The 15,471-nt window shown below is 71.2% G+C and carries 13 protein-coding genes and 2 pseudogenes; 5 read left to right on the top strand and 10 right to left on the bottom strand.

Annotated features, from left to right (window positions below; translation table 11 throughout):
• The 3 genes from H295_RS0142265 to H295_RS0142255 all read left to right on the top strand — a co-directional run.
• A partial coding sequence (locus H295_RS0142265) for a CoA transferase (RefSeq protein WP_028810261.1) occupies positions 1 to 310 on the top strand: 310 nt, incomplete at its 5' end.
• A gap of 173 nt (positions 311 to 483) precedes the next feature.
• On the top strand, positions 484 to 1,875 hold the full coding sequence (locus tag H295_RS0142260; RefSeq protein ID WP_020141416.1) for an OFA family MFS transporter: 1,392 nt from the start codon (positions 484 to 486) through the stop codon (positions 1,873 to 1,875).
• 1 nt (position 1,876) lies between these two features.
• Positions 1,877 to 3,289 carry an OFA family MFS transporter gene (locus H295_RS0142255; protein WP_020141415.1) on the top strand — a complete coding sequence of 471 codons (1,413 nt, stop codon included), beginning with the start codon at positions 1,877 to 1,879 and terminating at the stop codon, positions 3,287 to 3,289.
• A gap of 130 nt (positions 3,290 to 3,419) precedes the next feature.
• Here the strand turns inward: H295_RS0142255 and H295_RS0142250 are convergent, their stop codons facing one another.
• A complete protein-coding gene (locus H295_RS0142250; protein WP_028810260.1) occupies positions 3,420 to 4,094 on the bottom strand; it encodes a GntR family transcriptional regulator in 675 nt (224 codons plus the stop codon).
• A gap of 190 nt (positions 4,095 to 4,284) precedes the next feature.
• Between H295_RS0142250 and H295_RS0142245 the strand changes: the two genes are divergently transcribed.
• Positions 4,285 to 5,256 (top strand): 2-dehydropantoate 2-reductase, encoded by a 972-nt coding sequence (locus tag H295_RS0142245; protein ID WP_020141413.1) that lies wholly within the window; start codon positions 4,285 to 4,287, stop codon positions 5,254 to 5,256.
• Between the two features lie 344 nt (positions 5,257 to 5,600).
• Positions 5,601 to 6,029, top strand: a pseudogene (locus H295_RS48835) (molybdopterin dinucleotide binding domain-containing protein); the annotation flags it as partial.
• Between the two features lie 522 nt (positions 6,030 to 6,551).
• On the opposite strand, the gene H295_RS0142235 reads toward H295_RS48835, so the two are convergent.
• The 9 genes and pseudogenes from H295_RS0142235 to H295_RS0142195 form a co-directional block, all read right to left on the bottom strand.
• Positions 6,552 to 7,634, bottom strand: coding sequence for a sugar phosphate isomerase/epimerase family protein (locus H295_RS0142235; protein ID WP_028810259.1), 1,083 nt, complete (start codon positions 7,632 to 7,634; stop codon positions 6,552 to 6,554).
• 76 nt (positions 7,635 to 7,710) lie between these two features.
• On the bottom strand, positions 7,711 to 9,150 hold the full coding sequence (locus H295_RS0142230) for a nucleotide pyrophosphatase/phosphodiesterase family protein (RefSeq protein WP_020141410.1): 1,440 nt from the start codon (positions 9,148 to 9,150) through the stop codon (positions 7,711 to 7,713).
• Entirely contained in the window at positions 9,147 to 10,316 is a 1,170-nt protein-coding gene (eboE, locus tag H295_RS0142225; RefSeq protein WP_020141409.1) for a metabolite traffic protein EboE, read from the bottom strand. Before eboE ends, H295_RS0142230 begins: the two co-directional genes overlap by 4 nt.
• 3 nt (positions 10,317 to 10,319) lie before the next feature.
• Positions 10,320 to 11,180: a TatD family hydrolase gene (locus H295_RS0142220; protein ID WP_020141408.1), complete on the bottom strand. Its 861-nt coding sequence runs from the start codon at positions 11,178 to 11,180 to the stop codon at positions 10,320 to 10,322.
• Positions 11,180 to 12,001, bottom strand: a complete 822-nt coding sequence (locus H295_RS0142215; protein WP_020141407.1) for an EboA domain-containing protein — start codon at positions 11,999 to 12,001, stop codon at positions 11,180 to 11,182. The genes H295_RS0142220 and H295_RS0142215 overlap by 1 nt, the downstream gene beginning before the upstream one ends.
• Entirely contained in the window at positions 11,998 to 12,900 is a 903-nt protein-coding gene (locus tag H295_RS0142210; protein ID WP_020141406.1) for a sugar phosphate isomerase/epimerase family protein, read from the bottom strand. Before H295_RS0142210 ends, H295_RS0142215 begins: the two co-directional genes overlap by 4 nt.
• The gene (locus H295_RS0142205) at positions 12,897 to 14,147 is read right to left on the bottom strand and encodes an SCO3242 family prenyltransferase (protein WP_020141405.1); all 1,251 of its coding nucleotides are present in this window, start codon (positions 14,145 to 14,147) and stop codon (positions 12,897 to 12,899) included. Before H295_RS0142205 ends, H295_RS0142210 begins: the two co-directional genes overlap by 4 nt.
• Before the next feature lie 242 nt (positions 14,148 to 14,389).
• A pseudogene (locus H295_RS0142200) lies at positions 14,390 to 14,560 on the bottom strand (myo-inositol-1-phosphate synthase); the annotation flags it as partial.
• Positions 14,561 to 14,874: 314 nt separating this feature from the next.
• On the bottom strand, positions 14,875 to 15,471 hold a 597-nt coding region (locus H295_RS0142195; protein WP_020141403.1), incomplete at its 5' end, for a sugar phosphate isomerase/epimerase family protein.

Raw genomic sequence — 15,471 nt, 5'->3', positions numbered from 1 at the left:
GACGGCGGCGCTGCCGAAGTGGCGGGTGCTGGAGGAGCTCAACCGGCACACCATTCCGTGCGGGCCGATCCTGTCCACCCGGGAGATCATCGAGGATGCCTCCCTCGCGGCCAACGGCATGATCGTCGAGGTCGAGCATCCCGAACGCGGCACCTTCACCACCGTCGGCAACCCCCTCAAGCTCTCCGACTCCCCCACCACCATCACCACCCCACCCCTCCTCGGCCAGCACAACCAGGAGATCTACATCGGCGAACTGGGTCTCGGCGACGAGGAGTTGCGGCTGCTGAAGTCGGGCGGGGTGATCTGACGTGGTGAACCGGAGCCATGTCCACGGCCGGTCGGGCGGTGGTCCATGACGTGACTGAGCACGGGGTCCGGCGGCGGTGCGCGTCGGCGAACCCCGGGATCCGTGCGCGCACGAAAGGCATTTGGACAGGGGGCGCTGGCCAGATCTTTCGACGCAAGGAGTGCTTGAAGACTATGACGACACTCGACTACTCGTCGTCCGCCGCCTTCAGGGAGGTGACGGACCGCAACGGCCGCGTGTACCGGATCGGTGAGACCGACCGGAACATCATGGGACGGCCACGATGGACCATGGTGCTCTTCCCGTGGATGGGCATGCTGGGCATCAGTTCCTCGGAGTACGCGTTCACGTCGGCCGAGGACACACTGCACGAGGCGCATCTGTGGAGCAGTGGGCACATCTTCTGGCTGATGGGTGTCTGGGTCTTCTTCCAGGCGGCCGTGGCCTTCCCGGCCGGGCAGCTCAGGGAGAGCGGCAGGCTTCCGGCCCGCTACGCGATGATGCTGGGCGCGCTGGGCACCGTCCTCGGCTATCTCTCGCTCGCGTTCGCACCGAACGTGATCGTCGCCTACCTGGGCTTCGGTGTGTGCAGCGGTATCGGTGCCGGTCTTGTCTACGCGACCTGCGTGAACATGGTCGGCAAGTGGTATCCGGAGCGCAAGGGCGGCAAGACCGGCATGGTCAACGGCGGTTTCGCCTACGGCTCGGTGCCCTTCGTCTTCCTGTTCACCTCGTACATGGACCTGAGCAACTACAAGGGCGTCCTGGTGACGGTCGGCCTGGTCTGCTGTTCCGTGGTGGCGTTCGCGGGCTGGTTCTTCAAGGACCCGCCGAAGAACTGGTGGCCGCCGCACGTCGACCCGCTGAGGATGACCGACGACCCGAAGATCCGGCGGGCGCTGGAGAAGAACCCGCCGGCGGTCAAGCAGTACACCCCGAGGGAGGCCGCGCGCACACCCGTCCTGTGGATGATGTGGTTCTGTCTGCTGTGCACGGCCGGCATCAACATCTTCGGTATCGCCTTCCAGGTGCCGTTCGGCAAGGACATGGGCTTCGCGGGCGGGATCGTCGCCACGGCGATGTCGCTGAAGGCGATCGTCAACGGCACCGGGCGCGGTGTGATCGGCTGGATCTCCGACAAGTTCGGGCGCCGCAACACCCTGATCATCGTGTGTCTGGTGCTGGGCACCGCCCAGTTCGGGGTGCTGGTCTCGGGCCAGATGGGCAGTATGCCGTTCTTCCTCTTCTGCTCCATGGTCTCCGGTTTCGGCGGCGGCGCGATCTTCCCGCTGTTCGCCGCGATGACCGCGGACTACTTCGGTGAGAACAACAACGCCTCCAACTACGGCATGGTCTACAGCTCGAAGCTCATCTCGGGCCTCGTGGGCTCCGGTGTGGGCTCGATCGTGGTCGGCGCCTGGGACTACCAGGGCGCGTTCGTCCTGGCCGGCTCGATCGGCCTGGCGTCCGCGGTCCTCGCACTGTTCCTCAAGGCGCCCGGCAGGCCCCAGTCCAGCCGCAGGACCGTACCCAACCCGCAACCGCTCGGCGAGGAAATGGCCTGACATGACGGCAGATCCGTACGCAGCACGCAGCGACACCGACCAGACCGCACACTCCGCCGCACATCGTCCCTACCGAGAAGTGACCGACGCGAACGGCCGCGTCTACCGCTTCGGCGAGACCGACCGGGACATCCTCGGCCACTCGCGCAAGCTCATGGTGTATCTGCCCTGGATCACCATGATGGCCATCAGCGTCTTCGAGTACGCGTACGGCTCGGCCGAGGACACCCTGTCCCACGCCCACGGCTGGACGCAGAGCAACACCTTCTGGATCCTCAGCGTCTGGGTCTTCTTCCAGGCCGGCATCGCCTTCCCGGCGGGCTGGCTGCGGGAGAAGGGCGTCCTGACCGCCCGCAAGGCCATGTACACCGGCTCGGGCATGTGCCTGGTCGGGTTCCTCGCCCTGTCACACCTGGACAACGTCTGGCTGGCGATCCTGGGATTCGGCGTCGTCGGAGGAATCGGCGCCGGGCTGGTCTACGCGACCTGCATCAACATGGTCGGCAAGTGGTTCCCCGAACGCCGGGGCGCCAGGACCGGGTTCGTCAACGGCGGCTTCGCGTACGGGTCACTGCCCTTCATCTTCATCTTCAACTACGGCTTCGACACGGCGAACTACCACCGTGTCCTGGACCTCATCGGCTGCTACATCCTGATCGTGGTCGTGGGGTGCGCGTTCTTCTTCAAGGACCCGCCGAAGAACTGGTGGCCCGCGGACATCGACCCGCTCACCTACGGCGGCGACGGCAAGGGCGCCGTCGCACTCGCCAAGAATCCTCCCGCGGTACGGCAGTTCACGCCGAAGGAGGCCGTCAGGACCGGCATGCTCCCGCTCATGTGGATCGCCCTCGTGATGACCGCGGGAGTGTCGATCTTCGGGATCTCCTTCCAGGTCGACTACGCGAAGGAGGTGGGCTTCGGCCCGCTGGTGGCGGCCTCGTCGATGGGTGTCATGGCGGTCATCAACGGCGTCGGGCGCGGGGTCGTGGGCTGGCTGTCCGACAAGTGGGGCCGGAAGTCCACGCTGGTGTTCGTGATCGTCGTCCTGGGGCTCGCGCAGTTCGGTGTGATCTGGGCGGGTGACGTCAGGAGCGAGTCGCTGTTCCTGTTCTTCGCGTTCCTGTCCGGGTTCGGCGGCGGCGCGTTCTACCCGCTGTTCGCGGCGCTCACCCCGGACTACTTCGGGGAGAACTTCAACGCCTCCAACTACGGGCTGGTGTACAGCGGCAAGCTGATCAGCGGTCTGTTCGGCGGCGGGCTCGGTTCGATGGTCGTCGCGGCGTGGGGTTACGACGGCGCGTACGCACTGGCCGGCGCCACCTCGATGCTCGCGGCGGGGATCGCTCTGCTGCTGCGGCAGCCGGGTCGGCCCAGGAGCCGTGCGGGGGTGCCCCAGCCACAACCCGCGGCCTGAGCAGGGCCGTTCGGACATCAGGCGAGCCGTTCGGACATCGGGCGAGTCGTTCGGACATCAGGCGGCCCCTCCCCTTGCCGTTGGCCGGGGAAGGGCCGCCTGATCCGGCCTGCCGGTTGCTCCGCGCGGGCTACTTCTCGCGCTGGTGGTACATCTCCCGGGTGTGCTCGGTGTGTTGCCGCATGACGGCGGTGGCGCGTTGTTCGTCGCGGTCGGTGATGGCGGCGATCAGCTCCCGGTGCTCGATCCAGGACTGCCGGCCACGCTGACGGGCGATCGGCGTGTAATACCACCGCACCCGACGATCCACCTGCCCCGCCAACTCCGCCAGCACCGCATTACCCGCCAACTCCATGACCTTCGCATGGAAACGGGCATTCAGAGCGACCGCGGCATCCACATCATCCGCGGCGACAGCCTTCTCCCCCTCGGCACACAGAGCCTCCAGCGCAGCGACACCGGCACTGCCCGCGTTCACAGCCGCCAACCGCGCCGCCTCAGCCTCCAACAACGTCCGTACCGTCAGAAGCTGATCCGCCTCCGCATCCGTCGGCTCATGCACAAACGCACCCTGAGCCGGCCGCAGATCCACCCACCCCTCGGTGTTCAACCGCTGCAACGCCTCCCGCACCGGCTGCCGCGACACCCCCAAATGCCCCGCCAGCTCACTCTCCACCAAATGCTGACCAGGCTGAAGCGCACGCGTCGTGATCAACTCCAACAACGCCCCGTACACACGATCACGCAGGGGTCCTGGGCGCTCGAGCCTGGGCACGGTGCCGTAGGGCAGTCCTGTGGTCGGCAACATCGCGGTCCCTCCTGTACAGCGTCGCAGCTGTAGCTGAGCGCCGACTGTCGATTGGCTTTCGCCTACAGTCTACGGCGCACAACTGCTTCACGAGTCTTGCTGACCTCCAACTCCATCCTGTAGACAATATCCAGTCGACAAAGTCGACAGTTCCTCGGTCACCCTCACCGAACGGAGCTTCCTCGTCATGAAAGTCGCAGTTCTCGGCGCCGGTGCGATCGGCGCATACGTAGGTGCGGCCCTGCACCGTGGCGGCGCGGATGTGCACCTCGTCGCCCGTGGCCCCCACCTGGCGGCGATGCGCGGGCAGGGCGTCCAGGTCCTCAGCCCCCGCGGTGACTTCACCGCCCCTGTCCACGCCACCGACGACCCGGCCGAGATCGGCCCGGTCGACTACGTCTTCCTCGGCCTGAAGGCCAACTCGTACGCGGCGTGCGGGCCGCTCATCGAGCCCCTTCTCCACGACACCACCGCCGTCATCGCCGCCCAGAACGGCATTCCCTGGTGGTACTTCCACCGGCACGGCGGCCCCCATGACGGCCACCGCATCGAGAGCGTCGACCCCGCGGGTGCGGTCAGTGCGGTGCTCGCGCCCTCCCGGGCCATCGGATGTGTCGTCTACGCCGCCACCGAGCTCGAAGCCCCGGGTGTGGTGCGACACCTGGAAGGCACCCGGTTCTCCATCGGGGAGCCCGACCGCAGCCTCTCCGAGAGGTGTCGCGCGTTCAGTGAGGCCATGCGGCTGGGCGGCCTGAAGGCTCCGGTCGAGGCGAACCTGCGCGACGACATCTGGCTCAAGCTGCTCGGGAACATCTCCTTCAACCCGATCAGCGCACTGGCCCGCGCAACCATGCGGCAGATGTGCCTGCACGGCGGCACCCGCAAGGTCATCGAGACGATGATGGCCGAGACGCTCGCGGTAGCCGAGGCCCTCGGCTGCACGGTCGGCGTCTCCATCGAGCGGCGCCTGGCCGGCGCCGAACGCGTCGGCGACCACCGCACGTCCACGCTCCAGGACCTGGAGCGCGGAAAGCCCCTCGAACTCGACGTCCTGCTCACCGCCGTGATCGAGCTGGCGGAGATCACCGGGGTGGACGTGCCCACCCTGCGCACGGTCCACGCCCTCTCCGACCTCCTCGCCCTCCGGTCCGCCGCATGACGGAACTGAGCACGCATGTTCACGGGTACGGCAGCTGGGCTCAGCAGAACATCGGCTCCGCCGTCCCGATGGCTCATGCGGTCGGTCGGGACATCATCCAAGCGGGCCTGGCCGACCTTGAGTTCATCCAGCGGTCCACTTCGGGTTTCGAGGAGTACCGCGAGCTCGTCGAACCGTGGACGCTGTCGCTCGCGGTGAAGGTGACGGGCGTACCGGCCGCGTCCATAAGAGAGTTGGCGCGGTCCTGGGCGCGCGACGAACCGGGGCTGCCTCCGGGCATCGGCGAGGACTGCGTCCACGCATGGAACAACCTGGAGCTGCTCGTCGGGCGCGGACAGGGCGGTCGTGACGGCCGTACGCCCTTCCAACTCGTCGAGCAGCCCCCGCCGGTCGATCTGACGGACGAGCGGTATCCGCTTCGGCTGACCAAGGGATGTCGCCTTGACGCGCACAACCCCCGCCTCCAGAAGGGCGGTTCGACCTCGCCGCTGCGGCGGGCGGAGTGCGTCGAGCTGAGTCCGGAGGACGCCGAGCGCTACGGCGTGGTGGTCGGCGAGGAAGTGCGGGTGGTGACCCGGCGAGGCGCGACGACGGCACCGGTGTGGGTGGACCCGGCGCTGCGTCCGGGCCTGGCGTTCATGACCGGGCCGTCGAACGGGACGGACGGCAACGAGTCCGTGGCCAGGGCTCGTTGTCCGATCGCGGGGGCGGCGGAGTTCGAGGCCGCCGCGATCCGCATCGAGAAGTCGCCGGCCGCGGCGATGCGGAGCTGAGGGCGGCCATGGGACGAGAGACGCAGGCGAGCCCCGTCCGAGGCCGAGGTGTCCCGTCCCTTCCTGGCACACTCGTGGCCGGGAGCGGTCGTACGGCCTCCTCCCGCGGCCCGTCCGGCAGGGCGAGCTTCGGCGCGGTGCCCGCGGCGCCCCGGCGACTCGTCCGCGACACTCCCCCGGTCCATGTCGAACCCGGTGGTCTCACGAGCCTCCCCGACCGGCTCGGCGCAGCCGAACGGGTCCTCGACCGGGCCGGGGGCCCATGGTGCCAACGGGTCCTCGACGGGGCCGGGGGCCCATGTGCCGCTGCCGTTCCCGCCGTGCGCCGGACCGGGCCCTCGGGCCCCGTCCGGCGGTGCGTGCGGGCACTCCATGAACGTGTACGCGGGTGTACGCCGGCTCGCCCTGACGGCCGCCGCGGCGGTCCGGGGCCGGCCGGCCTGCCCGTCTACACGACGGCGGGACCCCGACCGGCGGGGAGCGCCCCCTGCGCCCTCGGGGTCCCGCCCCGGTCGTCCACGGTCAGCATGTCTCCCGCAGCGAGTGCAGGTGGGCGCTGGAGCGTCGGGCGAACGTGAAGGACTCGGTGGGCTCGTCGTGCTCGGCCTGCCAGTGGTGGGCCAGGCGTTCGCCCCGCAGCCGGGTCACGGCGGAGATGAACCTCCGGTAGTCGATGTCGCCGTCGCCCACGTCGGTCATCCGGTAGCCGTAGGTGTTCGAGGGGTCGCTGACACCGTCCTTGACGTGGAAGAGCGGGTAGCGGTGGGGCTGCCTGAGCACGTAGTCGAGGGGCTCGAAGGGTGCGGGGGTGCCGTCTGGCCGCCGGGAGAAGCGGAACTGGCCCGAGTACGCCCAGAAGATGTCCATCTCCAGGAACACCAGGTCGGGGTCGGTCTCCCTGAGCAGCACGTCGTAGAGGCGGACCTTGGGGTTGTCGGTGGCGAAGGAGAACTCCTCGGAGTGGTTGTGCTGGTAGAACTTCATGCCGCGCGCCTTCGCCGCCGCCCCGTAGGTGTTGAACTCCTCGGCGGCGCGCTTCCACGCGTCGACGGTCGAGCCGTAGCGGAAGGGGCCCGAGGCGGTGCCGATGTGCTTGAGGCCGAGGGTCTGGGCGTCGTCGAGGACCTTGGTGAGGTTCTGGGCGAAGGTGTAGGCGTTCGGGTCGTCCGCGTAGTAGCCGACGTGGCTGCCGATCGGGTTCAGACCGTGGTCGCGGGCCAGTCGCCTGAGCCGGTCGAGGGTGATGGGTCCGGCGGAGCCCTGGGTGTAGCCGGCGAACTCGACCTCGTCGTAGCCGTACTTCTCCAGCTCGGCGAAGACGGGCGCGAAGCCGAGGGTGGAGACCTTGTCGCGGAGGCTGTAGAGCTGGATGCCGAGGCGGCCGGGGGGCAGCACGGGGCGGCCTCGGCCGTGGCCTGTGGCGCCGGTCGCGGCCTCGGTGCCGTTCGCGACTGCGGTGCCGTTCGGGGCGGTGGGGGCGGCGCCGGCCGGGGAGGCCGCGGCGCCCAGCAGCGCGGCGGCGGTGGCGCCCGCGGCCACGCCGAGCATCCCTCGTCTGCTGAGGCGGTGGGTGAGTTCGGGGTCTGGCCGGGACATGCGGCTCATGTCTGGGTCTCCTCGGGGTGGGGGGTGTTGTCAGTGGTGGGTGCTTCACTGAGAACCAGCCGGGAAAGTCCGACGGTCAGGTGAGCCCGGCCAGTCGGAGCAGGAGCGACTTCACGTCGGTGGCCGCGATGCGGTCGTCGACGGCGCGGGGGGTGGAGCAGATGAGGAGCGGACCGTCGTCGTCGCTCTCGGGGAGGCGGCCGTGGCTGCCGCGAATAGGTGACGGGTCGAGGGGCACCACCGCCATGCGGTAGCGCAGTCCGAGTTTCTTGCGGGCCAGCGCGGTGGCCGCCTTGACCTTGACGTAGGGGTCGAGCGGGTCCATGAACAGTTCGACCGGGTCGTAGCCGGGTTTGCGGTGTATCTCGACCAGCTGCGCGAAGTCGGGCGCGCGGTCGTCGTCGAGCCAGTAGTAGTACGTGAACCAGGCGTCCGGTTCCGCGACGGCGACGAGTTCGCCGGCGCGCGGGTGGTCGAGGTGATGGGCCTTCTTGCCCTCGTCGTCGAGGACTTGCTCCAGGCCGGGCAGTCCGTCGAGCGCGGCGCGGGTGGCGTCCAGGTCCTCGGGGCGGCGCACGTAGACGTGCGCGATCTGGTGGTCGGCGACCGCGAAGGCGCGGGAGGCCATCGGGTCGAGGTACTCCATGCCGTCCTGCGTGTGCACCTCCAGGAGTCCGGCGCGGCGCAGGGCCCGGTTGATGTCGACGGGGCGGTCCGCGCGGGTGATGCCGTACTCGGACAGCGCCACGACGGTACGGCCCTCCGCGCGGGCGTCGTCCAGGAGCGGGGCCAGCGCCCGGTCCAGATCGGCGGCGGCTTTCAGGGAGCGCGGGTCGTCGGGGCCGAAGCGCTGGAGGTCGTAGTCGAGATGAGGGAGGTAGCAGAGCGTCAGGTCGGGGTGGCGGGTGCCCATGATGTGGCGGGTGGCGTCGATGATCCACTGACTGGAGACCAGGTCCGCGCCCGGGCCCCAGAAGTGGAAGAGGGGGAAGGTGCCGAGTCGGTCGGTGAGTTCGTCGTGCAGGGCCGGGGGCCGGGTGTAGCTGTCGGGTTCCTTGCGGCCGTCGGCGTAGTAGACGGGGCGGGGGGTGACGGTGAAGTCGGTGTCGGCGCCCATGGCGTACCACCAGCAGATGTTGGCGACGGTGTAGCCGGGGTGGGCGCGGCGGGCGGCGTCCCAGAGCTTGTCGCCGGCCACGAGACCGTTGTGCTGCCGCCACAGGAGTACGTCGCCGAGCTCGCGGAAGTACCAGCCGTTGCCGACGATGCCGTGCTCGCTGGGGTGGGCGCCGGTGAGGAAGGTGGACTGGGCGGCGCAGGTGACGGCGGGCAGGACAGTGCCGAGCGGGGCGTGGGAGCCGGACTGGGCGAGGGACTTGAGGTGGGGCATGTGGTGCAGGAGCCGGGGGGTGAGACCGACGACGTCCAGGACGAGGAGGGGGGTGGGTCGGGCGGCGGAGGGCTGTGGGCCGGTGGCGGCCGGTGCCGGTGCGGCATGCGGGGGCTGGGGGCTCATGGCAGCTCCTTGAGGCCGAGGTCGGTCAGCAGGTCGCGGGCGAGGGTGAGTTCGGCGGCGATGCCGTCGGCCAGTTGGGTGCGGGCGCGCGGGCGCAGTGCGGGTGGGAGGGCCTGCCAGGTGTAGGTCTCGACCTCGAGGTGGCGGGTGAGGGGGTGCGGGCCGCCGACGAGCCGGGCCAGAACGCTCTGGAGCACCGGGAGTGTGGAGGTGAGGGGTGCGGCGGGGGCCGCGTGCAGGGGGACGTGGAAGTGGGCGCGCCAGGGTGCGCCGTCGGGCAGGGCGTCCGCGGCGAGGGCTGCGCCGAGGTCGTCGGTGCCGCGCAGACCGGCGGCGGTGGCCGTGCGGGTCTGGTGCAGGAAGCGGGGTTCGTCGAAGGCGGCGAGTGCCTCGCGGACCTCGGGGAGGTGCGGGTGTTCGGCGTGCAGGGCCGCGGAGAGCTGGGACTTGACGACGGGGACGCGGGCGGTGGTGAGCGCCTCCAGGGCGGTGTGCGGGTCCTCGAAGGAGGTGGCGAGGTGACAGGTGTCGACGCAGATGCCGATGCGGTCGTGGGCGATCGCGGTCAGCGGGGCGATTGCGTCGCCGGTGGTCTCGACGACGCAGCCGGGTTCCGGTTCGAGGCCGACGCGGATGGAGCGGCCGGTCAGTTCGTGGAGGGCGTCGAGACGTTCGGCGAGCGTGAGCAGGGCGGTGCGCGCCTTCTCGGCGTCCGCTTCGTCGTAGCCGGTGCGCCAGGCGAGCGGGAGGGTGGAGATGCTGCCCTCGGTGACGTCGTCGGGCAGCAGTCCGGTCAGGACGCGGGCCAGGGCGGTGGTGTGTTCGAGGCGTTCGGGGTCGGTCCAGTCCGGTTTGTAGACGCGGTACTTGACCTTTTCGGCGCCGAAGCCCTCGTAGGGGAAGCCGTTGAGGGTGACGACCTCCAGGCCGCGGCGGTCGAGTTCGGTGCGCAGCTCGCGCAGTGCGGAGGGGTCGGTGACCAGGGCGTGGGCGGCGTCGCGGGCCAGCCACAGGCCGATACCGAGGCGGTCGCGGCCGAGGCGGCGGCGGACCGGTTCGCAGTGGTCGCGGAGCTGGGTGAGGACGCCGTCGAGGGTTTCGGCGGGGTGGACGTTGGTGCAGTAGGCGAGGTGGACCGTGGTGCCGTCGGGGTGGCGGAAGCGCATCGCTCACGCCTCCGTCTTCTGCGGTCCGCGCAGGATGGAGTTGCCCTCGTGGGTGACGTCGGTGACCGGGACGTCGAGGTCGAGGCGGCCGCTGAGGCCGTAGAAGGCGACGGGGTTGCGCCACAGCACCCGGTCGACGTCGTCCTCGCTGAAGCCCTCGGCGAGCATGAGGTCGCCGACCTTGCGGGTCTTGAGGGGGTCGCTGCGGCCCCAGTCGGCGGCCGAGTTCACCAGGACCTGCTCGGGGCCGTAGGTGCGCAGGATCGCCACCATCCGCTCCTCGTCCATCTTGGTGTCCGGGTAGACGGAGAAACCGAGCCAGCAGCCGCTGTCCTTGGCCTCCTTGACGGTGGTCTCGTTGAGGTGGTCGACCAGGACCCGGTCGGTCGGAAGGCGGGACTCGCGGACGACGTCGAGGGTGCGGCGCAGGCCCACGAGCTTGTCGCGGTGCGGGGTGTGGACGAGCGCGGGCAGTCCGTGGTCGGCGGCGAGCTGGAGCTGGGCGGCGAGGGCGGTGTCCTCGGCCGGGGTCATGGAGTCGTAGCCGATCTCGCCCACGGCCACGACCTGGTCCTTGACGAGATACCGGGGCAGTTCGTCGAGGACCGGGGTGCAGCGGGGGTCGTTGGCCTCCTTGGGGTTCAGGGCGAGCGTGCAGTGGTGGGCGATGCCGTACTGCGCGGCGCGGAAGGGCTCCCAGCCCAGCAGGGCGTCGAAGTAGTCGAGAAAGGAGGCGGGCGAGGTCCGGGGCTGGCCCAGCCAGAAGGACGGCTCGACCACGGCGCGCACTCCCGCGGTGTACATGGCCTGGTAGTCGTCGGTGGTCCGTGACGTCATGTGGATGTGGGGGTCGAAGATGCGCATCAGGACTCCTTGCCGTCGACGCCGGGGGCGGCGTCGGGGTTGCTCGGGCCGTGGTCGGCGGCCGGTGGGGGTGGTGGGGTGGCCGGTGCGGATGGGGTGGCCGGTGCGGGTGGGGTGGCCGGTGCGGGTGGGCCGGCCTCGGGGTCGGTCAGGGTCAGGACGCGGTACAGGTCCTGGGGGACGGACCGGCCCGCGGCGGTGCGTTCGGCGGCGAAGTCGCCGAGCATGCGCGCGAGTTCGGCGTCCGCCCGGGCGCGCCGGTCCAGTTCGGCCACCTCGGTGACGGGCACGCCGGTGAACAGGCACTTCAGGACGGCGTGGCGCCAGTGGTGGGCGGCGAGGTGGCGGGCGGCATAGGGGCCGACGGCGGCGGCCAGGAGCCGGGTGTCGTTGGTGCGCAGGGCGTCCTCGACGAGCGGGAGTGCCTGCGGGCCGGCCACCAGGTGGGGCAGGGCGTGCAGGACGGCTCGGCGTTCGGCGGCGGTGCCCTGGGCGTAGACGCGGGTGAGGGCGTCGGTGTCGGCGCGGGCCGCGTGCAGGATCAGGACGCGGACGGCGTCGGCGTGTTCGGGCCCGCAGCGGCGTCCCGCCTCGGCAAGACGCAACTCCCACGGGGAGATGGGGCCGTGGGTGCCGGGATGGTCGGCGGCCTCGTCGAGGGCCTGGTCGAGCCAGGCACGGGCGGCTTCGCCGAGTCGGGCGGTGAGGTGGCGGTGCAGGGCGGTGAGCGGGGTGCGGGAGTCAGGGGTGACGGGACCCTCCGGGGTGTCTGCCAGGGAGGTTGCCTGGTGGGCCTGTGCCTGTGCCTGGGAGTGGGTCATGGGGTGCTTCCTTGTGAGAGCGCCACTGCCTGACGGAGGAAGGGGAGGGAGAGTTCGGCGAAGTGGGGGCCCGCGTGGGAGTGGCGGGGCAGCTCGACGACGGTCAGGCCCTGGTAGCCGGTCTCGGCCAGGGCGGCGAGGACGGGTGGGAAATCGATGTCGCCGTCGCCGAAAGGGAGGTGTTCGTGGACACCTCGGCGCATGTCCTCGATCTGGACGTGACGCAGCCAGGGGCCCGCGGCGCGGACGCAGTCGGCGGGTGACCGGGGTTCCAGGCAATGGCAGTGCCCGATGTCGAGGGTGAGGCCGAGAGCCGGCGGGTCGCCGAGGGCGTTACGGAGGTGGTGGAAGTCGGCGAGGGTGGCGAGGAGGTGGCCCGGTTCGGGTTCGACGGCGAGGGGAACGCCGGCGGTGGTGGCCGCCTCCAGGACCGGGGCGAGGGCCTCGGCGAGCCGCTTCCAGGCCAGGTCCAGGTCCGTGCCGGCCGGGGTGACGCCGCTGAAGCAGTGCACGGCGTGGGCCCCCAGGTCGGCGGCGACCTGGACCGCCCGCACCAGCAGGTCGGCACGGCGGGCGCGGTCGTCCGTATCGGGGTCGAGCAGGGACGGGCCGTGCTTGCGACGCGGGTCGAGCACGTAGCGGGCCCCCGTCTCTACGGTGACCGTCAGCCCGAGCGCGTCCAGCCGCTGCGCGAGGCGGCGGGTGCGGGCGGCGAGGTCGGGGGCGAGGGGGTCGAGGTGCATGTGGTCGAGCGTCAGCCCGAGCCCGTCGTAACCGAGGTCGGCGAGGAGGGAGAGGGCGTCTTCGAGACGGAGGTCGGCGAGACCGTTGGTGCCGTAGCCGAAGCGGAGTCGGGGGGTGGGTGGGGGCGGGGTGGGGGTGATTGCGGGGCTCGTCATGTGACGCTCACCTTTCTCGCGAAGCGGGTTGCCAGGGGGGCGAGGGCGGTGGTGAGGAGGGCGGTGAGTGTCGCGGACTTCGTGCCCGAGCGGGCGGTGAGGGCCGCCTGCAGAGGGATCGTGGCCCGGATGCCGCCAGTGACGGCGCGTTGGGTGAGCGGGGGTGACGGGTTGAGCGCAGCGTGGAAGTAAGGGCGCGCGGCGGTGACCGCGTAGGCCGTGGCGAGGGCGGCGCGGAGAGCGGTGGGCGGGTCGTGGAGGATCCTGAGGCGGGAGTCACGTCGGGGAGGGGGCGTGAGGGGCCCTGACGGGGAGGAACGGGCCGTGCTTGTCCGGGGCTTGAGCGAGGGCGGTTCGCCGGGGCTCCGGCCTTCGCCGGTCCGGTCCGTCGGGAGCGGCCGTGGCCGGGCCACGAGGCGGGTCAGTGCGGCCGTGGTGGCCAGTGCCGCCAAGGGGCCGAGGGATGAACCGCCCTGCGCTTCCTTGCGGGACACGGTCGTGAGCGCGAGGGTGTGGGCGCCGAGGAGGGCGGCGGAGGGGAGGGCTTGCCGGATGCCCTGGAAGGCGACCGGTGTGGCAGCCGCTGCGGAGGCCGCGCGCGCCTCGTCGGCAACGGCGGAGACCCAGGCGCCGACTGCAGCGGCCCTCTGTCGCGCGCCGACCGCTCGCGAGTCTCCGGCCGCACCAGCCCGCACGCCGAACGCACCCGCCGACCGGCCCTGCCCGAACGCCCCCACCACGTGGCGCACACCGGCACCGCCGCCACCGCGCACCGGCGCGGCACCGCCGTCGCCCGTCCTCCGCGCCGCCCGGGCCTGCGCTCCCCCGGCCGGCGCCGACGCCCCCGCTCCCCCAGCCGAGGCGGACGCCCCCAGCAGCAGATCCAGCCCCCGTGCCGTCGCCATCGCCGCCGGGCCGAGCGGTGTGTTCTTCAGGCCAAGGTCGTACGCCCACACGGTGGCCGCCAGCGGTACCGCGACGGTGAGGGCCGGGCGCCCCGCCCAGGCCGCGAAGGAGAGGCCCGCGCCAGTGAGGACGCAGGCCGCGCCGAGGGCCGCCGCGGGACGGATACGGCCGGAGGGCAGAGGGCGGTGCGGGCGTTCCACGGCGTCCACGTCGCGGTCGGCCCAGTCGTTGAGGGCCATGCCGGCCTCATAGAGGCAGAGGGAGGAGGCGACGGCGAGGAGGGTTCGGGGAGTGGGGCGCGCGGAGACCGCGGCCGTACCGGCGAGGGCGTCGCCGGGCACGGTGAACAGGGCCGGAAGGCGCAGGAGTTCAGCCCAGGCGCGGGCGCGAACGCGAACGCTGACGCGGCCTGTGCGGATACGTTTCTGTCGCCCTGTGCGGGGTGACGTCGGCGGCGACGGGAGTGCGGCGGGCTCCGGCTGCGTCCGGCCGCCGGCCTCGGACGAGCCGTACGACGTCATCGCCCCCCGCGCCCTCACAGCTGCTCCCCGGAGCGACCGGCGTCGACCGGGCCTGTACTCACCAGGGCGGCCAGTCCGCTGCCGGTGCAGGGGGGCGTCTCGGTGACCAGCCCTGTCGGCGGGTGCGGCCCCGCGGTGAGGGCGGCGCAGCCTGCGACGGCCGTCGTGGCGACGGACCCACGGGCGTCGATCGGCCGGACTCCGACCCGCGGTACGGAAACGGACGCGGACATGAACAGCCTCCTTGAACACGTGGTGCGCAGGCCCCCGGACGGTCGAGCGCGTGCTGCGCGCATCGCCGTGACGGGAGGTGAAGAGGGCGGTCTGGGTGCGGCGCCCCGACCGCCTCGCTCGCTCAGGGGGTGCGCCGGCGGCGGCGCCCAGGCGCCCAGGTCACGGGGACGGAACCCTGCCGGGAGCAGGCTCTCCCGGCGCAACGCCGGTCCGCCGTCCCTCCGGTCCACCGCCCCGCAAGCAGTCCACCGCCCCGCCGGAGCACACCCCTGCCCGGAGAGAGTCCGCCGCAGCGCACCCTCGCCGGAGAGAGCTACTCGCCGCCTCCGAATGCGGCGTCGAAGGAGGCCGAGGGGGCCTCGAAGTCGTATCGCCTGAGACTCTTCAGCGCTTCCGGGGCGCCCTGGAGCCGGTCCATCCCGGCGTCCTCCCACTCGACCGAGATAGGCCCCTGGTAGTCGATGGAGCGCAGCATGCGGAAGACGTCTTCCCAGGGGACGTCGCCGTGGCCGGCGGAGACGAAGTCCCAGCCGCGGCGGGGATCGCCCCAGGCCAGGTGGGAGCCCAGGCGGCCGTTGCGGCCGTCCAGACGTGTGCGGGCCTCTTTGCAGTCCACGTGGTAGATCCGCTCGCGGAAGTCGTAGAGGAAGCCGACCGGGTCCAGGTCCTGCCACACGAAATGGGAGGGGTCGAAGTTCAGGCCGAACGCGGGCCGGTGACCCACGGCCTCCAGGGCGCGCTGGGTGGTCCAGTAGTCGTAGGCGATCTCGCTGGGATGGACCTCGTGGGCGAACCGCACGCCCTCGGCGTCGAAGACGTCCAGGATCGGGTTCCAGCGCTCGGCGAAGTCCTCGTAACCGCGGTCGATCATCGCCTGGGGTGCGGGCGGGAACATCGCGACCAGGTGCCA

Source organism: Streptomyces sp. 351MFTsu5.1 (genome assembly GCF_000383655.1).
GTDB lineage: Bacteria > Actinomycetota > Actinomycetes > Streptomycetales > Streptomycetaceae > Streptomyces > Streptomyces griseorubiginosus.
This window is presented reverse-complemented; position numbering and strand designations above follow the sequence as displayed.